Origin of the sequence: Variovorax paradoxus (genome assembly GCA_016806145.1) — a bacterium.
GTDB lineage: Bacteria > Pseudomonadota > Gammaproteobacteria > Burkholderiales > Burkholderiaceae_C > Variovorax.
Genome location: CP063167.1, coordinates 298953 through 320125, shown reverse-complemented (window position 1 = coordinate 320125; position 21173 = coordinate 298953). Strand labels below are relative to the sequence as shown.

The following is a 21173-nucleotide window of genomic DNA, read 5'->3' as shown; positions in this document are numbered from 1 at the left end:
GCGGCGTGCGGACTTCCAGCGATTCCCCAACCCTGCGCGCCGACGTGCTGATCGTCGGCGCCGGCCCCGTGGGCCTGATGCTCGCGAACCTGCTGGCCGGCCATGGCGTGCGCACGCTCGTGATCGAGCGCAACCAGGCCACCGTGCGCGAGCCGCGCGCCGTGACGCTCGACGACGAGAGCCTGCGCACGCTGCAGTCGGCCGGCCTTGCCGACGCGGTGGTGCGCGACCTGGTGCTCGGCTATGGCGTGCAGTACTTCTCCTGGCGCGGCAAGCCCTTCGCGAGCATCCAGCCGACGCGCCAGGAGTACGGTTACCCGAAGCGCAATGCCTTCAACCAGCCGCGGCTGGAGCGCACGCTGTGCGAGGGCCTCGCGCGCTTCGCGGACGACGCGCGCGTGCTGTTCGGCCACGCGCTCGAGTCCTTCGATGACGAGGGCGACGGCGGCGGCGTGCGCTGCCGGGTGCGCGGCCCCGCGGGCGAGCTGCGCGTCGAGGCGCGCTGGCTGGTCGGCTGCGACGGCGCGCGCAGCCGCGTGCGCGAGCTCTGCGGCATCCGGCTGCAGGGCGACACCCATGCCGAGCGCTGGCTCATCGTCGACCTGGCCGAGCGCACCAGCAGCCTGCGCCATACCCAGACCTTCTGCGATCCGCTGCGCCCCGCGATCCGGCTGCCCGGACCGCACGGCACGCTGCGCTACGAATTCATGCTGCATCCGGGCGAGGACGATGCCTTCGCGCTCGACGAAGCGCGTTTTCGCGGCTGGATGGCCGCGCGCCATCCCGAAGACCGCGCGCTGCCGCTGGTGCGCAAGGCGGTCTATACCTTCCATGCGCGCGTGGCCGAACGCTGGCGCCACGGCCGTGTGCTGCTGGCCGGCGATGCCGCGCACCTCACGCCGCCGTTCGCGGGCCAGGGCCTCAATAGCGGGCTGCGCGATGCCGCCAACCTCGCATGGAAGCTCGCGGCCGTCACGCGCTGGGGCCTGCCCGAGGAACTGGTCGACAGCTACGAGACCGAGCGCCGCCCGCATGCGCAGGCGCTGATTCGCATGGCACTGCGCATCGGCGCCTTCATGCAGCCCAAGAGCCGCGCGGGTGCGGCCGCGATGCAGACGCTGCTGCGTGTCGCCTGCCTGATGCCGCCGCTGCGCGACTACGTGCTGCAGCTGCGCTTCAAGCCCAGGCCGCGGTTGTGCGACGGCTGGTTCGAACTGCACCAGCCGCTCGACCGGCCGGCCTGCCGTCCCGAGCTGCTGCCGCAGCCGATGGTCGATCTGCCCGACCGCTCGCTGTGCCGGCTCGACGACCTGCTCGGCACCGGCTTCGCGGTGATCGGCTGGGATTCGCCGGCCTTCCGCGCCCGCGCCCGCTCGCTGGCACCGCCCGGCGTGCCATTGCGCGTGGTCGCGCTGCGCCGCGCGCGCGAGGATTTCCTGTCGTTCGCGGCGAACGCCGAACTGGCGCAGACGCGCGACGGCAGCGGCGCGCTCGATGGCTTCCTCGACGCGCTGCAGGCCGAGGCCCTGGTGCTGCGGCCCGACCGCTACTGGTCGCGCGTGGTGCCCATCGGCGAACTCGGCGCGGCATCGGCACGGGCACCCCTTTTCCTGAGCTCCATCGAAAGCACTCCATGAAATTCTTCAGCTACAGCATCGAAGGCCGTGCCTCCTACGGCCTCGAGGTTCCCGGCGGCCTGCTCGACCTCGGCCGCCGCTTCGCGCCCGAATGGCCCACGCTCAAGGCCTTGATCGCGGCCGATGCGCTCGCGCGCGCCGCCGCCCTGCGTGCGGAGGCGCCCGACCTGCGCTTCGACCAGGTCGCGCTGCTGCCGGTGCTGCCCGATCCGGGCACCATCGTCTGCATCGGCCTCAACTACGAGGAACACCGCGCCGAGACCGCGCGTCCGGTCGCGCCGCATCCGACGGTGTTCCTGCGCATCGCCGAATCGCTGCAGGCGCACGGCGCGCCGCTCGTCATTCCGCGCGAGTCCTCGCAGTTCGACTACGAGGGCGAGCTCGCGCTGGTCATCGGCAAGGCCGGCCGCCGCATCGCCGAGCACGAGGCCTGGGCACACGTCGCCGGCGTGAGCTGCTTCAACGACGCCAGCGTGCGCGACTGGCAGAACCACACGCACCAGTTCGGCCCCGGCAAGAACTTCCCGCATACCGGCGCCTTCGGCCCTGCGCTGGTGACGCTCGACGAGCTGCCGGCCGACCGCGTCGTTTCCGTCGAGACGCGCGTGAACGGCCGCGCGCTGCAGCAGTCGTCCACCGACCGGATGATCTTCCCGGTGCCGCGGCTGCTGGCTTACGTGTCGACCTTCATGACGCTGCAGCCCGGCGACGTGGTCGTCACGGGCACGCCGGGCGGCGTGGGTGCGAAGCGCCAACCGCCGCTGTGGCTGGCCGAAGGCGACGAGGTGGAAGTTGAGATCGGCCATGTCGGCGTGCTGCGCAACCGCTGCGTGAAGGAGGCGGCATGAAGGAGCCGCGGCGCATCGAATCGGTGCCGGGCCGGCCGTCCCGGCGCGTGCTCGAGGCCGACCTCTGCGTGGTCGGCGCCGGCGCCGCCGGTGTCTCGGCGGCGGTGGAGGCGGGCCGGCTCGGCTTGCGCGTGGTGCTGGTGGACAGCCTCGCGCAGATCGGCGGGCAGTCGGTCAACGGCTTGATCGGCACGCTCTGCGGTTTCTTCTCGATGGGCGATGCACCCTACCAGCTGAGCTACGGCTTCGCGGGCGACGTGCTGGCGGACCTGCGGGCGGCCGGCGCGCTCGCATGGCGCCCGGGCCGGCGCAGCTTCGTGGGGCTGTACGACGAGCACGAGCTCGCCGGCAGCTATGCCAGGCACCTGCGCGCCGCGGGCGTGGAGGTGGTGCTCGGCGCGGTGCTGGCCGAGGCGCAGCGCGAAGGCGATCGGCTGCGGCGCATCGATGCCTGGACCCGCCATGGGCCGCTGTCGGTGACGGCGCGCTGCTTCGTCGATGCCAGCGGCGATGCCGCGCTCGGCGCGCTGGCCGGTGCCACCTTGCAGCAGGCCGAGCTGCCCGTGTATGGCACCTGTATGTTCTCGATCGTCGGACTGGGCCGGCCCGTGCCCTCGCGCGCCGCCGTGATCGAGCGCCTCGAGCAGGCCGCGCCGCGCTACGGGCTCGCGCGGCGCGACGGCTTCGTCTTCGAGTTTCCGGGCCGCGATCTGTGCCTGGTGAACCTCACGCATTTCCAGACCCCGCTCGATGCCGTGGCGATGTCGCGCGTGGCGCTCGAGGCGCGCAGCGAGATCGACCGCGTCATGGCCTTCCTGCGCGGCGAGTTCCCGCAGGCCTTCGGCGGCGCGCGCATCCAGTCGGTGGGCCAGCCCGGCGTGCGGCAGACGCGCGGCATCGCGGCGCTGCGCACGCTGTCGACCGCGCAGGTGCGCAGCGGCGAACGGTTGCCCGACGCCATCGGCCGCTGCGCCTGGCCGATCGAGTTCCATGGCCGCGAGGAGGGCGTGCACTGGGAGACCTTCGGCGACGAGCACATCACCTGGATCCCGCTGGGCGCCATGGTCGCGCGCGATCTGCGCAACCTGGTCGCGGCCGGCCGCTGCGTCGATGCCGAGCCCTTCGCGCTCGGCGCGATCCGCGTGATCGGGCCCTGCATGGCGATGGGCGCCGCGGCCGCGGCGGCCGCCTTCCTCGGCGGCGACGACCTGCACGCGCTCGACGTGGCGAAGGTGCAGGCCCTGGTGGCGGACAACCTCGAGCGCCGCGACCCCGGCCCCACCGCCTGAAGCGGCGTCGGGCCGCCCCGCTTCAATTGCCCGCCGCCGGCACGTTCACGAAGCGCTCCACGTCGGGCAGCTTCGCGAGCATGCCGTTGTCGCGCATCAGCTCGGCCGTCTTGCGGATCTGCGCCACCTCGATCTGCGTGGGCATCGGCGGCAGGTTGATCTGCTGCAGCACCGGCACCGGCAGCTTCGTGAAGTCCGAGACCACCTGCAGCGCCTCGGGCGAACGCAGGTTGGCGTTGTACCAGTCGATGCCGCGGCGCAGCGCGCGCGTGAACTTGCGCAGGTTCTCGGGATGCTGCGCGGCGTACTTGCCGGTGGTCAGGTACTGGCCCGCGTCGGCGCCGGGCTGCACCTCGTTGAAGGGCGAGCCCACCACGGCCAGTTCGGCATGGCGCGCCGCGGCGCTCTTGAAGGGCTCGACCATGAAGGCCGCGTCGACGTTGCGCCGGCGCACCGCGTCCTCCATCTGCGGGAACGGCACCTCGCGGAAATTCACCTTCGCGGGATCGCCGCCGCGCGCCTTGACCCAGGCACGGGCATAGAGCCACACGATGCTGTTGCGGTTGTTGACGCCGATCGACTTGCCCTCGAGGTCGGCGCCGCTCCTGAACGTTTCGCCCTTGCGGCCCACCATCTCGGTGGTGGGAGCCTGCGGCTGCATCTTGGCGCCCGGCGCGATCGCCTGCACGTCCAGCCCCTGGTGGAAGGCCAGCAGGCCCGACACCGTGTTGCTCTGCGCGATGTCGTAGGCCCCGCCCACCAGGCCGGGAATGCCGACGGCGCCGCCGGCCGAGGTGCTGGTGTCGACCTCCAGTCCTTCCTGCGCGAAGTAGCCCTGCCGGATCGCGACGATCACGGGAACGCAGTCGATGATGGTCTGCACGTTGACGCGGACCTTGGCGAGTTCGGCCGCCTGCGAGGCGCCGCCGCAGAGCGACGCGCAGGCGAAAGCCAATGCGGTGAAAGCATTCTTCATGGGGATCTCCGGAGTGAGGGAAAGAGGAAGCGCGTTTCAGGCGCGGCCGTGCCAGGGCAGCGCGGTCTTCTCGAGGCGCAGGATCGCGCGGTTGAGCGCATAGCCCGCGAGCGACAGGCACAGCACGGCCGCGTACATGGGCGCGGGCTGCATCGCGTACTGGGCCTGCACGATGAAGTAGCCGATGCCGCTGGCGCCGGCGACCATCTCCGCGATGATCGCCACCACCAGCGCGATGCCCAGGCTGGTGCGCAGCCCCGCGAAGATCGCGGGCAGCGCGCCGGGCAGCACCAGCTTGCGCAGCGTGGCGGCGCGCGACAGGCGCAGGGTGCGCGCCGTCTGCCGCAGCACCGGGCTGCCGTCGCGCACCCCGGCCACCGTGTTGATCAGCACCGGAAAGAAGCTGCTGAAGGCGACGATGAAGATCTTGAGCGCATCGCCCACGCCGAGGAACAGGATCAGCGGCGGCACGATCGCGGAGATCGGGATCGGCCGCAGGGTTTCGACCAGCGGGCTGACGATGCGCATCAGCAGCGGCGACAGGCCCAACAGCAGGCCCAGCGCGATGCCCGCCGCGCTGCCGGCTGCATAGCCGACCAGCATGTAGCCCAGGGTATTGCCCAGCAGCGCGGGCAGCTCGCCGGACCACAGACCGTCGCGCAGCGCGGCCAGCACCGCGGTGAATGGCGGCCAGTTGAGGCTGTCGACCCAGCCGAGGCGGGCCGAGGCCTCCCACAGCGCCAGCAGCGCGGTCACCAGCGCGATGCCGGAGGCGGTGCGCGCGAGGCGCGGCAGCGCGCGCGAGGAAGAAGAGACGTGCGACGCGGTCATGGCGGCCTCAGGACAGGTGGGCGCGCCATGGCAGCGCGCGGCGTTCGGCCCATTCGAAGGCGCCGTTGAGCAGCAGGCCCAGCAGCGCCAGCACCACCAGCCAGGCGTACATCTTCTGGATCTGGAACGCGCGCTGCATGTCGAGGATCAGGAAGCCGACGCCGTTCTCGCCGGCCAGCATCTCGGCCACCACCACCAGGGTCAGCGCGAGGCCGAGGCTCACGCGCATGCCGGTGGCCACCATCGGCAGCGCGGCCGGCAGCACCACCCGCAGCACCGTCGCCCGGCGCGACAGCCGCAGCGTGCGCGCGGTGTCCAGCAGCACCGGGTCGACCCCGCGCACGCCCTGCACGGTGTTGATGAGCACCGGAAAGAACGCGGCCAGCACCACGATGAACAGCATGGTCTGCAGGCCGATGCCGAGGAACAGGAACAGCGGCGGGATCAGCGCGGGCTTCGGAATCGGCCGCACCAGTTCCACCAGCGGTTCCATCAGCGCATGCACGGCCTCGCTGCGGCCCATCGCGACACCGAGCGCGATGCCGCAGGCGCAGGCGATGAGGTAGCCGGTGGCCATCAGCGCCAGCGTGCGCGCGATCGGCGGGGCCAGCGCGTCGTCGCGCACCACGTCCACGAGCGTCGCCAGCACCACCGACGGTGCCGGCAGCAGCGCCGGGTTCAGCGTGCCGCCGCGGCCCAGCAGTTCCCAGGCCGCGAGCACGCCCGCGACGGCGAGCGTGCCGGGCAGCCAGCGTTCGAGAAGGCGTGCGCGGCTCATGGCCGCGGCTCCCGTCCGAGCAGCCGTTCCATCAGCGCGTGCCGCAGTTCGAGGAAGCGCGGCAGCTCGCGCGTCTCGATGGCGTCGCGCGGATGGGGGATGCGGGTCTCGACGATCTCCTCGACCACCGTCGGCCGCTTCGAGAGGATCGCGATGCGGTCGGCCAGGAACACGGCCTCGTCGACGTCGTGCGTGACCAGCACCACCGTCAGCCCGCGCTGGCGCCGCAGCTCGAGCACCAGCGCCTGCAGTTCGACCCGGGTCAGCGCATCGACCGCGCTGAAGGGCTCGTCGAGCAGCAGCACGCGGGGCTCGGCGGCGAGCGCGCGCGCGATCGCCACGCGCTGCTGCATGCCGCCCGAGAGCTGCCAGGGATAGTGCTTCTCGAAGCCCGCGAGGCCGACCAGGCCCAGGTACTCGGATGCACGCGCATGGACCTGCTGGCGGGTGAGGCGGCGGTCGGCCTCGAAGGCCAGCGCCACGTTGCCCGCGACGCTGCGCCAGGGCAGCAGCGACTTGGTGTACTGCTGGAACAGGTAGACCATGCCCTCGGGTGGCTCGGTCACCGGCCGGCCGCGAAACAGCACCTCGCCCGCGCTCGGCGCCAGCAGGCCCGCGACGATCTGCAGCAGCGTCGACTTGCCGCAACCCGAGGGGCCGAGGATCGCGAGGAACTCGCCCGCGCGCACCTCGAGCTCGATGTCGCGCAGCGCGGTCAGCGCGGCGTCGCCGCTGCCGAAGCGCCGCGCCACATGGGCGAGACGGATGCCGTCGGCGTCCGGCGCGGCGGAGATGGAATGCGTGGGCGGCGGCGCGGTGCCGGTGGTCCGCACCGCGCTGAGCTGGAAGTTCTTCATGGCAGGGCCTGTGGTTCGAGGGTGTGCACGGCGCTGCCCGGCATGGCACCGGGCGCGTCCTGTTCTGGGGGGTGTTGCAGCGCCTGCTGCAGCGTCTGGGCCAGCGCGAGCAGGCGCGCGTCGCTGCCGTGCGGCGCATCGAAGGCGATGCCCACCGGCAGGCCCTCGCGCGTGAAGCCCGCGGGCAGCACCACGCTGGGCAGTGCCGCGATGCTGGCGGGCGAGACGTTCTGGCCGAAGGCTTCGCGTGCCGTCATCAGTCCGCCCGCGGCCAGCGGCACGGCGGGTGCCGGCGAACGTCGCGCTTCGGGCGCGCTGGCCAGCGGTGCCGCCACGCGCGCCACCGGATGCACGAGCGCGAGCACCGCGTGCTGCGCGAAGTAGCGCTGCAGCGCGCCGCCGAGCGCCATGCGCCGCCGCAGCGCGGCCCGGTAGCCGTCGCGCGCGGCCGGGCTGTTCACGGCCCGTTGCGCGGCATGCAGCGCCTCGTGCAGGTCGGCACCGGCCTCGGCCATCAGCCGGTCCATCGAGACGCCGCCGGTGCGCGCCGCCAGCCAGTCGGGCAGGGCGCGCGCCGACTCGTGACCGATCAGCGTGGGCGCGATGCCGTCGGCGAGCGCGTGCAGGTCCGGCACATCGGCCTCGACCCAGCACACGCCGTGCGCGGCGAGCCGGCGCCGCGCGCTCTCGAACGCGCGCTCGACCTCGGGCTCGAGCCGCGACAGGTAGTAGCGCGGCGAGAGCGCGAGGCGCACGCCCGCGAGGCCGCGCGGCGGCGCCTGCGGCGGCTGGCCCGACATCACGGCGTCGAGCAGCGCCAGGTCGGCCGCGCTGCGCGCGATCGGACCCACCGTGTCGAGCGTGTGCGACAGCGGCACCACGCCCTCGGTGGGATAGCGCCCGACCGAAGGACGGAAGCCCGCCACCCCGCACAGCGCCGCGGGAATTCGGATCGAGCCGTTGGTGTCGCTGCCGATGGCCGCGGGCACCATGAATGCGGCGACCGCCGCGGCGCTGCCGCCGCTGCTGCCGCCGGCGATGCGCTGCGGCGCGTGCGGATTGCCGACCCGGCCGAAGTGCGGGTTGTCGCTGGTCCAGCCCATCGCGAGCTCGTGCATGGTGTTCTTGCCGAGCAGCAGCGCGCCTTCGGCATAAAGCCGTTCCGCCACGCCCGCGTCGCGCGCACCGGCCGTGGCGTGCGCGCCCGCCAGCGCCGCGGTGCCGGCCGTGGTGGGCAGCCGCTCGCTCGCGATGTTGTCCTTGAGCGCCAGCGGAATGCCGTGCAGCTGGCCCAGCGGCTGGCCGGCGGCGCGCGCCAGGTCCGCCTCGCGCGCAGCGGCGAGCACGGCCTGGTCGTCGATGGCGCTGAAGGCGTTGAGCCCGGCGCCCGCATGGCAGCGCGCCAGCAGCGCCGCCGCGTAGTCCTCGGCGCGCAGCGCGCCGTCGCGCAGCAGCGAGGCCGCCTGCACCAGCGTGAGCTCGTGCGGCGCCCCGGGTGGAGCGTCGGATGCTTTCATCGCGCCGTCCCTCGGTGCCTCAGGCACCCCAGATCACCGCGCCGTTGGCGTCGACCCCGATCTCGCGCGGACCGCCCGAGGAAGCGCCGCCGGTGGTGGCGCTCTGCGCCACGCCCTGGATCGCGATCGCGCGCGCGGGCTTGCCGGCGGTGCCGGCCAGGCGCTTGCGCTTGAGGGTCTGGTTCGGTTCCGAGTGGTAGTAGCGCTCCACCGCGTCGAGGTCGGGGAACTCGATCACGATCAGCCGCTTGGGATGCCAGTCGCCCTCGATCGGGCGGTAGTCGTTGCCGCGCACGAGAAAACGGCCGCCGGCGGCCACCACGTGTTCGGTGACCTCGCGTTCGTACTCGGCCAGGCTGGGGCCGTCCTCGACGTCGAGTTCGATCACGAAATAGGCGGTCATGCGGGGTTCCTTGAATCTGTATGCGGCGCTGCCGCGGGGGTGTGAGTCAAGTGTCAGCGTCGTGAAAAGCAGCGTCAAACCGCCGCGGCGATACGGCGAATAGGGAAACGCAATAGGCGAAACGCGTGCGGTGCGGCATCCGCGCGACACGCCATGCAACAGGCAACCCAAGCCCGCGCGCTGCGGCTATCCTCCGCCGCGCGAAAGAACAACACTGGAGGAGATGAAATGACGATGACCGGTATTCGGAGGTGGGGACTTGCGAGCGTGGTGGTGCTGAGCGGCTGGCTGGCCGGTTGTGCATCGATCACCCATGGCACGGAACAGACCGTGAAGCTGGAAACCCGGACGGAGGCGGGCGAGGTCGTGACCCAGGCGGACTGCCAGATGTCCAACGACAAGGGCACGGCCAGCGCGCCTTCGGGCGTCGAGACCAAGGTCCGCCGCTCGGGCGGCAATCTGATGGTGCGTTGCACGCACCCGAACCATCCGGCCGCCGTGGGGCAGGCCATCTCGCGTGCCAACGTGGGCATGGTGGGCAACATCATGATCGGCGGGCTGATCGGCGTGGCGGTGGACGCGGGCACCGGCGGCGGCTTCAGCTATCCGAACTGGATGCAGCTGGTGTTCGGCCAGGAACGGCTGTTCGACCGCATCGAGAACCGCGGCGACGGTCCGACCCCCGGCACCTTCGTGCGGGCGGCGCAGGACCCGCCGACCGGGCAGCCCGTTGCCGCGGCACCGCCATTGCAGGCGGCGCCGCTCGCGGCGGCAGCGCCGGCGACGAGTCCGCCGCGCGTCGCGGCGGCACCCGTGCGACCGGCGCCGATCCAGTCCGCGCCGCCTCCTGCGGTGATGGAACCTGCTTCGCCACTCAATATCGCGCGCGCGGAAGATTTCGCGCGGCAGCGCAGCTGCCATGCGGCGCCGCAGGCCAGCTTCGTGGGGCGCGGCACCAACGACGAGACCTTCACCGTTGCCTGCGACAACGGCTATGCCTTGCTCGTCATGTGCGTTGCCGGCGGCTGTCAGGAAATCCGCTAGCGCGGGCCGGCGAACGCGTTCCGACGCTACGCGGAGCGCGCCGACGCCGGCACCCGCGCCCCCCCATCCGCCACCAGCGCCGCACCCGTCACGAACGACGCCTCGTCGCTCGCGAGGAACAGGCACGCGGCCGCCATCTCCTCGGCCGAGGCCATGCGCCCGAGCGCGATGCGCGCCACGGTCCGTGCATGCGCGGCTTCCTCGGAGATGCCGTGCTCGGCCGCGAGGTCGCGCATCTCCTGCCGGCTCATCGGCGTGTCGACCCAGCCGGGGCACAGCGCGTTGACGCGCACGCCGCGCGGCCCGTAGGCCTGCGCGGCCGAGCGCGTGAGCGCGACCACGCCGGCCTTGCTGGCGGCGTAGCTCGCCATGCCGGCGCCGGCATTGAAGGCCGCCACCGAGGCGATGTTGACGATCGCGCCGCCGCCTTGCGCGACCATGGCCGGCAGCACCGCGCGCTGGCAGCGCATGGTGCCGCCAAGGTTGACCTCGTGCAGCCGCCGCCAGTCCTCGTCGTCGATGTCGGCCGCGTCGTCGTTGCGCACGATGCCGGCGCAGTTCACGAGCACGTCGATGCGACCGAAGGCCGAGATCACCGCGGCCACGGCCGCGCGCACGGCGGCGTCGTCGGTCACGTCGCAGTCGAGCGCGGGGCCGTCGCCCACCGGCTGCGGCCGCGGCCAGCCGGCGACGGCGACGCGCGCGCCCTCGCTCGCGAAGCGCGCGGCCACCGCCGCGCCGATGCCGCTCGCGGCGCCGACGACGAGGCAGGCCTTGCCTTGCAAGCTTCCGCTGCTCATGCCTGCTCCGCGAAGAAGGGACTCTCGGGCAGGGTCGAGCCGCCGTCGACCACGAGGGTCTGCCCGGTGATATAGCGCGCGGCGGGGCTCGCCAGGAAGCGCATCGCCAGGGCGATGTCCTCGGGCCGGCCCAGCTCGCCGATCGGGATGTGGCGTGCGATGCGCGCGGCCTTCGCGGGATCGGACAGCAGCGAGCCGCCCTGCTTGGCGATGTAGCCGGGCTCGACGCCGTTGACGGTGATGCCCTCGCGCGCGTACTCGAGCGCCGCGCTGCGGATGAAGCCGTTGACGCCGGCCTTGCTCGCCGCGTAGTGGGCGCTGCCGGGCATGGCGACGCGCGGGCCGGTCACGGAGGAGGTGACGAGCAGCCGGCCGCCGCCGCGCGCGCGCAGGTGCGGCACCGCCGCCTGCGCGAGCCAGAAGCAGGCCTTGAGGTTCACGGCCAGCGTGCGTTCGAGCTGTTCGTCGCTCATGGCATCGATCGCAGCCCAGGGATTGACGGCGGCGTTGTGGACCACGATGTCGAGCGCGCCGAACACGCGCACCGTCTCGGCCACCGCGCGCTCGGCTTCGTCGCGCCGGCCGATGTCGCAAGCCAGCGCCTGCACGTCGAAGCCGCGCGCGCGCAACTCGCTCGCCACGGCATCGCCGGCGCTGCCGGTGCGGTTGGCGATCAGCACCGAGGCACCGGCCTCGGCGAAGGCCTGCGCGATCGCGGCGCCGATGCCGCGCCCGCCGCCGGTGACCAGCGCGACCTTGCCGTGCAGCCCGAAGGGATCGCCGGCACTCATGCGCTGCACTCCCGCGCGAAATCGGCGAAGGCCGCGTCGTGTTCGTCGACCTCGCATTCGGTGGTGCCGGGGCAGCACAGCATCATGTTGTGGAAGGGCGTGATCAGCACGCCGCGGTTCATCATGTAGAGGTGCAGCAGCGCCTCGAGCTCGCCGTCGCGCGTGCGCCGCACGTCGGCGGCGTTGCGCGGCGCGTGGGGGCTAAACAGGGTCTCGACGCGCGCGCCGACCTGGGTCGCGTGCCAGGGCAGGCCGGCCCTGGCGATGCTCGCGTTCACGCCATCGGCCAGCCGCTCGGCGAGCGCGAGCATGCGCTCGAAGGCCTCGGGCGTCAGCACCTGCGACAGCACCGCGCGCATCACGGCCACGGTGAGCGCATTGCCGGCCAGCGTGCCGCCGAAGCCGGCATGCGCCGACTGGCGCTTGGTGGGATGCAGCTTGGGCAGCACCTGCCACACGCGCTCGGCGGTCTCGGCACTGAGGCCGAAGGCCGCGGCGGGAATGCCGCCGGCGATGGCCTTGCCGATCACGAACATGTCGGGCGCGAGGCCGTGCGCGCGCGTGTAGCCGCCGGGGCCACTCGAGATGGTGTGGGTCTCGTCGATGACCAGCAGGGTGCCGGTCTCGCGCGTGAGGCGGCGCAGCGCATCGTGGAAGCCGGGCGCGGGCGCGATCATGCCGTAGTTGGTCATGGCCGGCTCGGCCAGCACGCAGGCCACGTCGCCCGCGCGCAGCGCGCGTTCGAGCGCGGGCAGGTCGTTGAACTCGACCACGGCCGAGAGGCGGTCGTGCGGGAAGCCGTTGGGATGGATGTCGTTGCGCATCGCGACGGCGCCATCGCGCAGCTCGACGTGCGCCTCTTCCACCGAGCCGTGGTAGCAGCCCGAGAACACCAGCACGCGCGGCCGGCCCGTGACCATGCGCGCGAGCCGGATGCAGGCGCGGTTGGCGTCCGAGGCCGAGGTCGTGAGGTTCCAGTAGGGCAGGCCGAAGCGGCGCGCGAGTTCCTCGCCGACCCAGGCCGCGTCGTCGGTGGGCAGCATCAGCGAGCTGCCGATGCGCGCCTGCCGCGCCAGTGCCTCGACCACGGCCGGGTGGCCGTGGCCGCACATGCCGCCGGTGTCGCCGAGGCAGAAGTCGGCATAGCCGTGGCCGTCGACGTCGACGAAGCGCGCGCCGTAGGGCAGCTTCGCGTCCTGCACGTAGAGCGGCCAGCCGCCGATCCAGCGGCGCATCCAGTGCGAGGGCGCGCCGTAGAGCCAGGCCTGCTGGCCCTGCGCGAAGAGTTCGCCGGATCGCGCATGGGTGCGCGCGTAGCGCTCCTGCTCGGCGCGCATCAGGGCCTGCACGCGCTCGCGCGGCACGGTGGGTTCGAAGGTCGGGATCATGGTCGTTGCGAAGAGGAAGAGGGAATGCCCAGCAGCGCGAGGGCCCGCGCATAGCTCGCGGCGGGCTGCATCACGTCGAAGTGCACGCAGCGCAGGCCCACGCGCTCGGCGCCGGCGATGTTGCGCAGCTGGTCGTCGACGAACACGCAGGCCTCGGCCGGCAGGCCGAGTTCGTCGAGGCACTGCCGGTAGGCGCGCGCATCGGGCTTGAGGATGCCGGTGTGGGTGGCGTCGACCACCACGTCGAAGGCCGCCATGAAGGGCAGGCGGCGGCGGAAGTCGGCGCCGTAGAACAGGTCGAGCTCGTTCGAGAGGATCGCGAGCCGGCAGCCCGCGCGGCGCGCGGCCTCGATCGCGGCCAGCGCCTCGGGCCGGATCGCGGCTTCGGGATCGGTGCCGCGCGCGCGTTGCACGAAGGTCTCCATCGCCTCCCAGCGCTCGCCCACCAGCGCGCCGACCTCGCGGGTGCGCGCCATCCAGTAGTCGCGCTCCGAGAGCTTGTCGGCCTGCATGTTGCGCCACAGCGGATCGCTCGCGAGGTCGAAGGGGCCGCGCCAGGTCAGCGTGCCGCGCGGCAGCGCGAGCGCTTCCTCGGTCAGCGCATGGGTCTCGAACAGCGTGCGGCTGATGACGCCGCCGAAGTCGAGCACCAGGGCTTGCGTTGTGCTCATGCCGGCCTCCCCGCGGGCACGGTGCCGTCGGCGACCCAGGCATCGAACACCTGCAGCGCGGCCTCGCAGAAGGCGGCGTCGTTGATGTGCGCGTCGAGCTCGATCAGGCGCGTGGCGCCGACGCTGTCGCGCAGCGCGGCGGTGAAGGCGGCCAGGCCCTCGGGATCGTGCAGCGGCTCGCCGGGCCGGTCCCAGCCCTCGATGCCCTGCAGCGGCAGCAGCACGCAGGTGGCGCCTTCCGCGCGGGCCAGGCGACTCGCGATCTCGGCCGCCACGCCGCGCCGGAATTCGGGCGCGCTGAGCGCCGAGGCCAGCAGCCGGTTGTGCGTGTGGGCCGGCCGGCCTTCGAGGCCTTGGGGTGTGGGCTGCCAGGCCGGGAAGTCGAGCATGTCGATGGCGCCCGGCGCCACGATCTGCGGCGTGCCGGCGCGGCCGGCGCCCAGCAGCCGGTCGGGCCCCGCGGTCACGCAGGAGCCGCCGAGCTGGTTCGCCAGTTCCTGCAGGCTGAAGTCCATGACGGCGCAGAAGCGGCCCTCGGCGGCCAGCGCCTCGAAGGCACGACCGCCCATGCCGGTGGTGTGGAACACCGCGACCTCGTAGCCGCGCGCCTCGAGCGCGGGCTTGAGCGTCTTCATGTAGGTCAGCGCGCTCGAGCCCAGCGAGGTCATGCCGACCAGCGGCCGCTCGAAGGCCGGCGCGCGCGCCTGGCGGCAGGCGCCGAGCACCGCGCCCGCGGCCTGGCTCAGCGCCGAGCGGCACAGGCTGTTGAGGCCATAGAGGCCGCCGGCCCACAGCACCATGATCAGGTCGGGCGGAATGCGTTCGGGCGGCAGCAGGTGCGAGTAGGCGATGGTCGAGACCACCACCTTCGGCACGCCCAGCGGCAGCGCCTGCGCCACCTCGAGCGCGAGGTCGGTGCCCATGGTGCCGCCGAGCGCCAGCAGGCCGTCGATGCGGCCCTCGGCATGCCAGCGCGCGGCCAGCTTCGCGGCGCCGCGCGCCATCAGGGTCATGGCGCTGTTCTCGTCGCCGCTGGCCGCCACCTCGGCCACGCTGCGGCCGGCGGCCGCGGCCACTTCGGCATTGGTGATCTCGGGCACGAAGGGCGCGCCGTCGAGCACGCCCACGTCCATCACGGCCACTCGGCCGCCGCCGGCCTCGATGCATTCGCGCATGAACAGCAGCTCGGCGCTCTTGGTGTCGGCGGTGCCGATCAGCAGAACGGTCGGCACCTTGCTCACAGCGTGGCTTCCACGTCGGCGAAGGCGCCCTCGAGCGCATCGACCATGTAGTCGACCTCCTCGCGCGTGATGACGAGCGGTGGCGACAGGATCAGGTTCGGGCCCGAGATGCGCACCATCAGCCCGCGCCGGTAGGCCGCCTGCGCCACCTTCGCGGCGATCGGGTTGCCGCGCGGCAGCGTCGTGCGCGTGGCCTTGTCGGCCACCATCTCGATGCCGAGCATCAGGCCCATGCCGCGCACGTCGCCGACGAAGCTGAAGCGGTCGACGAAGGGCCGCACGCGCGCCTGGAGATGCGCGCCCACGCGCGCCGCGTTGCCGGGCACGTCGAGCGCCTCGATCTGGTCGAGCGTGGCGAGCGCCGCCGCCGCCGCCACCGGATGCGCGCTGTAGGTGTAGCCATGGCCCACCGCGGCCTGGCCCGTGGTGTCGTCGAGGAAGACCTCGGCCACCTTGGTGCCGATGGCGGTGGCGCCCAGCGGCACGTAGCCCGAGGAGATGCCCTTGGCCAGGCACCAGAGGTCGGCCTTGACGTTCCACAGCCGCGTGCCGAACAGCGCGCCGCCGCGGCCGAAGCCGGTGACGACCTCGTCGGCGATCAGCAGCACGCCGTACTTGTCGCAGATCTCGCGCACGCGCGGCCAGTAGTTGGGCGGCGGCACGATCACGCCGCCGGCGCCCTGGATCGGCTCGGCGATGAAGGCGGCCACGGTGTCGGGCCCCTGGAACTGGATCTCGCGCTCGAGCAAGGTGGCGCAGATCTCGCCGAGCTCCTCGGGGTCCTGCGTGTAGGGATTGCGGTAGAGCCACGGCGTGTCGACGTGGAAGCAGCCGGGCAGCAGGGGCTCGTAGGCGCGGCGGAAGTTGAGGTTGCCGTTCACGCTCATGCCGCCGAAGTGCACGCCGTGGTAGCCCTGGCGCAGCGCGATGAACTTGTGGCGGTCGGCCTGGCCCCGCAGCTTCCAGTACTGGCGCGCGAGCTTGAGTGCGCCCTCCACCGCGTCGGAGCCGCCGTTGCTGAAGAACACCGCGGCCACGCCGTCGGGTTCCATCGTCTGCACGATGCGCTTCGACAGCTCGATCGCGCGCGGATGCGTGGTGCCGCGGAACACGTTGTAGAACGGCAGTTCGTCGAGCTGCGCCACGATCGCGTCGCGCACCGCCCGGTTGCTGTGGCCCAGGTTCGCGGCCCACAGGCCGCCGACGCCGTCGAGCATCTTGTGGCCGTCCACGTCCCAGATCCAGCAGCCCTGGCCGCGCGCGACGATGTCGGGCTTGCTCTTCTGCATGGCCTGCGGATGGGCCATGGGGTGCCACAGGTAGCGGGCGTTGTCTTGCTTGAGCGCGTCGATGTCTGTCGTTGTCATGCGGGGACTCCCACGGTGATGGTCTTGAGTTCGGTGTAGTGCAGCAGGCCCTCGGCGCCCATCTCCTGGCCGATGCCGCTCTGCTTCCAGCCGCCGAAGGGCATCTCGGGCTGCGAGACGCCGAAGTGATTGATGCCGACCATGCCGGCCTCGAGCGCTTCGCCCAGGCGGTGCGCGGTCTGCAGGTCGCGCGTGAAGGCATAGGCGCCGAGGCCGTAGGGCAGGGCGTTGGCCGCGGCGATCGCTTCGTCGAGCGTGTCGTAGGGCTGCAGCACCGCGATCGGGCCGAAGGGTTCCTGGCGCATCACGCGGCTGTCGTCGGGCGCATCGGCGATCACCGTGGGCTCGAAGAAGTAGCCGGGCCGCGCGATGCGCCGGCCGCCGCACAGCAGCCGCGCGCCGCGGTCGACGGCGTCGTCGACGAAGTGCTGCATGTCCTCGATGCGCCGTGCATGCGCGAGCGGGCCCATCTGCGTCGCGGGATCGGTGCCGGCGCCGGTGCGCAGCGCGCGCGCGGCCTGCACGAAGGCCTCGGCCCATTCGCCGAAGCGCGCGCGCGGCAGGTAGAAGCGGATCGGCGAGGCGCAGACCTGGCCCGCGTTGCGGAACTTGGCGGCGATCGAGTTCTTGAGCGCGAATGCGAAGTCGGCGTCCTCGCAGACGATCACCGGCGCGTGGCCGCCGAGCTCGCCCGTGAAGCGCTTGACGTGGCGCGCCGCCTGCTCGCCGAGCAGCTGGCCCACCGCGACCGAGCCGGTGAACGAGACCTTGGCGATCGCGGGATGGTCGATGAGGAACGAGGACACCTCGGCCGGATCGCCGCACACCATGTTGAGCGCATCGGGCGGCACGCCCGCGTCGAGGAAGGCGCGCACCAGCAGCATGCAGGTGCCCGGCGTCTCCTCGGCCGGCTTGATGACCACGCTGCAGCCCGCGGCCAGCGCGCTCGCGAGCTTGCGCGTCGGCAGGTTGGCCGGGAAGTTCCACGGCGTGAAGGCTGCCACGGGCCCCACGGGCTGGCGCGTGACCGCCTGCGAGAGGATGCCCTCGACGCGCGGCGGCACCAGCCGGCCGTACAGGCGCTTGGCCTCCTCGGCCTGGAAGTCGACGATGTCGGCCGACAGCGTGACCTCGCGCAGCGCCTCGGCCAGCGGCTTGCCCTGTTCGAGCGTGAGCACCTGCGCGGTGGTCTTCGCGCGGTCGCGGATCGTCTGCGCGGCGGTGCGCAGGATGTTGCAGCGCTCGAGCGCGCTCTTCGCGCGCCAGAGCGCGAAGCCGCGGCGCGCGGACTCGGCGGCCTGCGCGAGTTCGTCGCGGCTGGCGAGCGGCAATTGCGCGAGGATGGTTTCGGTGGCGGGATCGACGACGGCGCGCTGGCCGCCTGCGGTCTGCGTGCGCCATCGGCCGGCGATGTGCAGGGCGAGTTCGGGATAGTCCATGCCGCGACGATAGGGATCGCACCCCATGCCGCGTTATCGAAAACTGGCAAACCTCGTGCGTGCATCGTGTGATGCATGAACGCGTTCCTATACTGTCCGCGCACTTCATCTCTTCGCTCGCACCCGTGCCCCGTTCACGCAACTCCTCGCCGCCGCGCTCGATCGCCGATGCCTTCGACCTCGAGACCTTCCTGCCGTTCCAGCTCTCGGTGGTCGCCAATCGCGTGAGCCAGTCGGTGGGCCAGGCGATCGCCGGGCGCTTCGCGCTGCAGATCCCCGAGTGGCGCATCGTGGTGGTGCTCGGCAAGTACGGCGCGCTGTCGGCGCTCGAGATCGCGCGCAAGACCAGCATGGACAAGGCACGCGTGAGCCGCGCGCAGCATCGGCTGGTCGACCTCGGCCTGGCCAACATGCACCCTTCCGCCGAGGACCGGCGCAAGGTCATCGTCTCGCTCGAGGAAGAAGGCCTCGCGCTCTACCGCGACATGGTGCCGCTCGCACACGACACCGCGCAGCGGCTGTTCGCGCATCTCTCGGCCGACGAGCGGCGCGTGCTGCAGAGCCTCGTACAGAAGCTGTTCGACAGCACTACCGGCTTCGAGCCCAGCGGCGAGCTCGAGTAGCGGCGCACCGGCTTGGGGTTTGTCCCAGCACTTTCAGATCGTTGTCAACGAAACAATCTGGTCCGGAGATTGCTTCGGCGCGTGCGTGTCCCACGCCCTGCCGACGCTTCGCCGGACCGCCATGAACTGCCAGACCGCCTCCACCCCCCGCCTTCCCATCGAGCGCTGGACCTTCACCACGCACGACATCGACGCCTATGCCAGCAGCCAGAGCGGCTGGCACCTGGAGTGCGACATGCTCTCGGGCGGCAGCTTCGCGGGCTTTCTCGACCACGTGCAGCTGCCGGGCCTGCGGCTGGTGCGCGAGACCACCAACCGCGCGCTGCGCCAGCACGGCGAGATGAATCCCGAGTGCTGCGGCTTCGCGCTGACCTGCCGTCAGGAGGGCGAGGCGCGCTTCTCGGGCCAGCGGCTCGACACCGAATCGGTGATGGTCGGCCGCTGCGACGAGCTCGACCTGTGCAGTCCGCCGGGCTTCGAGCTGATGGGCATCGTGGTCGACAACGCGTTGCTGCGCGCGCTCGCCGAGCGCCTCGACGAGCGCGGCCCGCCCGCGTGGCTGGCGCAGCGCGTGGTGCTGCACTTCGACGACGCGACCATGCGCGCGCTGCGCGGCACGCTGCTCGGCGCCTTCGCCGCGCTCGATGCGATGCCCGCGCTGCTCGCCGACCCGACCGCCACCGCGCAGCTGCGCGACGACGTGCTGCTGGCCTGGCTCGAGGCGCTGCCCGAGGACGTGGACCTGCGCGAGCTGCGCTCCACCGAGGCGCAGCGCCGCGTGGTGCGCCGCGCGTGCGAGCTGATGATGGCGCGGCCCGACGAGCCGCTGTCGATGCTCGAGGTCTGCGGCCGCATCGGCGCGAGCCAGCGCAAGCTCAACTACTGCTTCCAGGAAACGCTGGGCCTGAGCCCGGCGCGCTACCTCCGGGCGCTGCGCCTCAACGGCGTGCGACGCGAACTCAAGCGCCTCGGCGCCGGCTCGGTGCAGGACATCGCGGCGCACTGGGGCTTCTGGCACCTGAGCCAGTTCGCGACCGACTACCGGCGCCAGTTCGGCGAGCTGCCCTCGCAGACGCTGCGTGGCGCCGCGCTGATGCACCACTGAAGGGCCCATCGGCCGACCCCAGGGGAAACCCCGGGGTCCGCGGCAGGCCAGGTTTGCCAATTCTTGATACCCGCTTCGCCGGGCGATCGCTATCGTCGATCGCCATATGTCGTCATTTCCGTCCACCTTGCCGAGCGCCCGCGCGCTCGCCGCGGCGCTGAAGCGCCGCGAGTTCTCGTGCCGCGAACTGATGCAGGCCTGCCTGGCGCGCATCGACAGCCTCAACCCGAAGGTCAATGCACTGGTGTCGCTGCAGCCGCCCGAAGCGATGCTGCGCGAGGCCGATGCCTGCGACGCGCGGCTGGCGCGCGGCGAGGCGGTGGGCCGGCTGCACGGCTTTCCGATGGCGCCCAAGGATTTCGTCGCCACCGCCGGCATCCCCACCACCATGGGCAGCCCGCTGTTCGCGAACCAGCTCACGCCGCACGACGCGATCATGGTCGAGCGGCTGCGCCGTGCCGGCGCGATCTTCGTCGGGCGCAGCAACACGCCCGAGTTCGGCCTGGGCTCGCACACCTACAACACGGTGTTCGGCACCACGCGCAACGCCTGGAACCTCGAGCGCGCGGCCGGCGGCAGCAGCGGCGGCGCCGCGGTGGCGCTGGCGCTGCAGATGCTGCCCGTGGCCGACGGCAGCGACATGATGGGTTCGCTGCGCAACCCGGCGGCCTGGAACCATGTCTACGGCCTGCGGCCCTCTCTGGGCCGCGTGCCGACCGGGCCCGGCCCCGAGCTGTTCTTCCAGCAACTGGGTTGCGAAGGGCCGATGGGCCGCACGCCCGAGGACGTGGCCTGGCTGCTGTCGGTGCAGGCCGGCCACGATCCGCGCTCGCCGCTGAGCCTGGCCGGCGACGGCGAGGCCTTCGCGCAGCCGCTCGATGCCGAGCTCCGCGGCACGCGCGTGGCCTGGCTCGGCGACCTCGGCGGCCACCTGGCCATGGACCCCGGCGTGATGGCGCTGTGCGAGGCGGCGCTGCGCCACTTCGACACCCTGGGCTGCACGGTCGAGGCGGCCGTGCCCGATTTCGACTTCGACGCGCTGTGGACCGCCTGGCTGCGCCTGCGCGGCTTCATCGTGGCCGGCGCGCTGCAGGGCCTGCATGCCGATCCGGCGCTGCGCGAGCGGCTCAAGCCCGAGGCCTGCTGGGAGATCGAGCAGGGCCAGCGCCTGGCCGTGCCCGCGCTGCACGAGGCCGCCGTCACGCGCACCCGCTGGCATGCCACGCTGCTCGAGCTGTTCGAGCGCTTCGACGTGCTGGTGCTGCCGGCCGCGCAGGCCTTTCCGCTGCCGGCCGGCCTGCACTGGCCGCGCGAGGTCGGCGGCCGCGCGATGGACACCTACCACCGCTGGATGGAAGTGACCATCGGCCCCTCGCTCGCGGGCCTGCCCGCGATGGCGGTGCCGGCCGGCTTCTCGCCCGACGGCGCGACGCGCGGCCTGCCGATGGGCCTGCAGCTGATCGGCCGGCCCGGCGCCGACCTCGAGGTGCTGCGGCTCGCGCACGGCTGGCACCAGGCCGTGCCCTTGGCCGATGCGCGCTCGCCGCTGCTGGCCGCGGCCTGAATTC

The 21173-nt window shown here is 72.5% G+C and carries 20 protein-coding genes; 7 read left to right on the top strand and 13 right to left on the bottom strand.

Annotation, left to right across the window (positions count from 1 at the left end; all coding sequences use genetic code 11):
- The first annotated feature begins 5 nt into the window (after positions 1-5).
- From INQ48_32450 to INQ48_32440, 3 genes are read left to right on the top strand one after another with little or no spacing between them, the layout of a single operon-like run.
- Entirely contained in the window at positions 6-1637 is a 1632-nt protein-coding gene (locus tag INQ48_32450; GenBank protein ID QRF62265.1) for a bifunctional 3-(3-hydroxy-phenyl)propionate/3-hydroxycinnamic acid hydroxylase, read from the top strand.
- The gene (locus INQ48_32445; protein ID QRF62264.1) at positions 1634-2485 is read left to right on the top strand and encodes a fumarylacetoacetate hydrolase family protein; all 852 of its coding nucleotides are present in this window, start codon (positions 1634-1636) and stop codon (positions 2483-2485) included. The genes INQ48_32450 and INQ48_32445 overlap by 4 nt, the downstream gene beginning before the upstream one ends.
- Positions 2482-3774, top strand: a complete 1293-nt coding sequence (locus INQ48_32440) for an FAD-dependent oxidoreductase (GenBank protein ID QRF62263.1) — start codon at positions 2482-2484, stop codon at positions 3772-3774. The genes INQ48_32445 and INQ48_32440 overlap by 4 nt, the downstream gene beginning before the upstream one ends.
- A gap of 22 nt (positions 3775-3796) precedes the next feature.
- Here the strand turns inward: INQ48_32440 and INQ48_32435 are convergent, their stop codons facing one another.
- From INQ48_32435 to INQ48_32410, 6 genes are read right to left on the bottom strand one after another with little or no spacing between them, the layout of a single operon-like run.
- Positions 3797-4750, bottom strand: a complete 954-nt coding sequence (locus INQ48_32435; protein QRF62262.1) for an ABC transporter substrate-binding protein — start codon at positions 4748-4750, stop codon at positions 3797-3799.
- A 36-nt stretch (positions 4751-4786) separates the two neighbouring features.
- Positions 4787-5581: an ABC transporter permease gene (locus tag INQ48_32430; GenBank protein QRF62261.1), complete on the bottom strand. Its 795-nt coding sequence runs from the start codon at positions 5579-5581 to the stop codon at positions 4787-4789.
- A 7-nt stretch (positions 5582-5588) separates the two neighbouring features.
- Positions 5589-6359 carry an ABC transporter permease gene (locus INQ48_32425; GenBank protein ID QRF62260.1) on the bottom strand — a complete coding sequence of 257 codons (771 nt, stop codon included), beginning with the start codon at positions 6357-6359 and terminating at the stop codon, positions 5589-5591.
- On the bottom strand, positions 6356-7216 hold the full coding sequence (locus INQ48_32420) for an ABC transporter ATP-binding protein (GenBank protein ID QRF62259.1): 861 nt from the start codon (positions 7214-7216) through the stop codon (positions 6356-6358). Before INQ48_32420 ends, INQ48_32425 begins: the two co-directional genes overlap by 4 nt.
- On the bottom strand, positions 7213-8733 hold the full coding sequence (locus INQ48_32415) for a hypothetical protein (protein QRF62258.1): 1521 nt from the start codon (positions 8731-8733) through the stop codon (positions 7213-7215). The genes INQ48_32420 and INQ48_32415 overlap by 4 nt, the downstream gene beginning before the upstream one ends.
- Before the next feature lie 19 nt (positions 8734-8752).
- Positions 8753-9136: a DUF1330 domain-containing protein gene (locus tag INQ48_32410; protein QRF62257.1), complete on the bottom strand. Its 384-nt coding sequence runs from the start codon at positions 9134-9136 to the stop codon at positions 8753-8755.
- Positions 9137-9364: 228 nt separating this feature from the next.
- On the opposite strand from INQ48_32410, the gene INQ48_32405 reads away from it, so the two are divergent.
- On the top strand, positions 9365-10180 hold the full coding sequence (locus INQ48_32405) for a hypothetical protein (protein QRF62256.1): 816 nt from the start codon (positions 9365-9367) through the stop codon (positions 10178-10180).
- A gap of 26 nt (positions 10181-10206) precedes the next feature.
- Here INQ48_32405 and INQ48_32400 read toward each other — a convergent pair whose 3' ends face one another.
- From INQ48_32400 to INQ48_32370, 7 genes are read right to left on the bottom strand one after another with little or no spacing between them, the layout of a single operon-like run.
- A complete protein-coding gene (locus INQ48_32400; protein ID QRF62255.1) occupies positions 10207-10980 on the bottom strand; it encodes an SDR family oxidoreductase in 774 nt (257 codons plus the stop codon).
- A complete protein-coding gene (locus INQ48_32395) occupies positions 10977-11771 on the bottom strand; it encodes an SDR family oxidoreductase (protein QRF62254.1) in 795 nt (264 codons plus the stop codon). The genes INQ48_32400 and INQ48_32395 overlap by 4 nt, the downstream gene beginning before the upstream one ends.
- The gene (locus INQ48_32390) at positions 11768-13159 is read right to left on the bottom strand and encodes an aminotransferase class III-fold pyridoxal phosphate-dependent enzyme (GenBank protein ID QRF62253.1); all 1392 of its coding nucleotides are present in this window, start codon (positions 13157-13159) and stop codon (positions 11768-11770) included. The genes INQ48_32395 and INQ48_32390 overlap by 4 nt, the downstream gene beginning before the upstream one ends.
- Positions 13156-13830 carry an HAD-IA family hydrolase gene (locus tag INQ48_32385; protein QRF62252.1) on the bottom strand — a complete coding sequence of 225 codons (675 nt, stop codon included), beginning with the start codon at positions 13828-13830 and terminating at the stop codon, positions 13156-13158. The genes INQ48_32390 and INQ48_32385 overlap by 4 nt, the downstream gene beginning before the upstream one ends.
- Positions 13827-15071 (bottom strand): Tm-1-like ATP-binding domain-containing protein, encoded by a 1245-nt coding sequence (locus INQ48_32380; protein QRF62251.1) that lies wholly within the window; start codon positions 15069-15071, stop codon positions 13827-13829. The genes INQ48_32385 and INQ48_32380 overlap by 4 nt, the downstream gene beginning before the upstream one ends.
- Complete coding sequence (locus tag INQ48_32375) at positions 15068-16438, bottom strand: aminotransferase class III-fold pyridoxal phosphate-dependent enzyme (protein QRF62250.1); 1371 nt, start codon at positions 16436-16438, stop codon at positions 15068-15070. The genes INQ48_32380 and INQ48_32375 overlap by 4 nt, the downstream gene beginning before the upstream one ends.
- On the bottom strand, positions 16435-17877 hold the full coding sequence (locus tag INQ48_32370) for an NAD-dependent succinate-semialdehyde dehydrogenase (GenBank protein QRF62249.1): 1443 nt from the start codon (positions 17875-17877) through the stop codon (positions 16435-16437). The genes INQ48_32375 and INQ48_32370 overlap by 4 nt, the downstream gene beginning before the upstream one ends.
- Positions 17878-18002: 125 nt before the next feature.
- Between INQ48_32370 and INQ48_32365 the strand changes: the two genes are divergently transcribed.
- From INQ48_32365 to INQ48_32355, 3 genes are all read left to right on the top strand, one after another.
- Positions 18003-18500, top strand: coding sequence for a winged helix-turn-helix transcriptional regulator (locus INQ48_32365; protein QRF62248.1), 498 nt, complete (start codon positions 18003-18005; stop codon positions 18498-18500).
- A gap of 121 nt (positions 18501-18621) precedes the next feature.
- Positions 18622-19605, top strand: coding sequence for a helix-turn-helix domain-containing protein (locus INQ48_32360; protein QRF62247.1), 984 nt, complete (start codon positions 18622-18624; stop codon positions 19603-19605).
- A 106-nt stretch (positions 19606-19711) separates the two neighbouring features.
- Entirely contained in the window at positions 19712-21169 is a 1458-nt protein-coding gene (locus INQ48_32355) for an amidase (protein QRF62246.1), read from the top strand.
- Positions 21170-21173: the final 4 nt, after the last annotated feature.

Excerpts from the sequence above, each read along its gene's own strand:
- INQ48_32445 (QRF62264.1), top strand. The coding sequence starts at position 1,634 with ATGAAATTCTTCAGCTACAGCATCGAAGGCCGTGCCTCCTACGGCCTC.
- INQ48_32440 (QRF62263.1), top strand. The coding sequence starts at position 2,482 with ATGAAGGAGCCGCGGCGCATCGAATCGGTGCCGGGCCGGCCGTCCCGG.
- INQ48_32435 (QRF62262.1), bottom strand. The coding sequence starts at position 4,750 with ATGAAGAATGCTTTCACCGCATTGGCTTTCGCCTGCGCGTCGCTCTGC.
- INQ48_32430 (QRF62261.1), bottom strand. The coding sequence starts at position 5,581 with ATGACCGCGTCGCACGTCTCTTCTTCCTCGCGCGCGCTGCCGCGCCTC.
- INQ48_32425 (QRF62260.1), bottom strand. The coding sequence starts at position 6,359 with ATGAGCCGCGCACGCCTTCTCGAACGCTGGCTGCCCGGCACGCTCGCC.
- INQ48_32420 (QRF62259.1), bottom strand. The coding sequence starts at position 7,216 with ATGAAGAACTTCCAGCTCAGCGCGGTGCGGACCACCGGCACCGCGCCG.
- INQ48_32415 (QRF62258.1), bottom strand. The coding sequence starts at position 8,733 with ATGAAAGCATCCGACGCTCCACCCGGGGCGCCGCACGAGCTCACGCTG.
- INQ48_32410 (QRF62257.1), bottom strand. The coding sequence starts at position 9,136 with ATGACCGCCTATTTCGTGATCGAACTCGACGTCGAGGACGGCCCCAGC.
- INQ48_32405 (QRF62256.1), top strand. The coding sequence starts at position 9,365 with ATGACGATGACCGGTATTCGGAGGTGGGGACTTGCGAGCGTGGTGGTG.
- INQ48_32400 (QRF62255.1), bottom strand. The coding sequence starts at position 10,980 with ATGAGCAGCGGAAGCTTGCAAGGCAAGGCCTGCCTCGTCGTCGGCGCC.
- INQ48_32395 (QRF62254.1), bottom strand. The coding sequence starts at position 11,771 with ATGAGTGCCGGCGATCCCTTCGGGCTGCACGGCAAGGTCGCGCTGGTC.
- INQ48_32390 (QRF62253.1), bottom strand. The coding sequence starts at position 13,159 with ATGATCCCGACCTTCGAACCCACCGTGCCGCGCGAGCGCGTGCAGGCC.
- INQ48_32385 (QRF62252.1), bottom strand. The coding sequence starts at position 13,830 with ATGAGCACAACGCAAGCCCTGGTGCTCGACTTCGGCGGCGTCATCAGC.
- INQ48_32375 (QRF62250.1), bottom strand. The coding sequence starts at position 16,438 with ATGACAACGACAGACATCGACGCGCTCAAGCAAGACAACGCCCGCTAC.
- INQ48_32370 (QRF62249.1), bottom strand. The coding sequence starts at position 17,877 with ATGGACTATCCCGAACTCGCCCTGCACATCGCCGGCCGATGGCGCACG.
- INQ48_32360 (QRF62247.1), top strand. The coding sequence starts at position 18,622 with ATGAACTGCCAGACCGCCTCCACCCCCCGCCTTCCCATCGAGCGCTGG.
- INQ48_32355 (QRF62246.1), top strand. The coding sequence starts at position 19,712 with ATGTCGTCATTTCCGTCCACCTTGCCGAGCGCCCGCGCGCTCGCCGCG.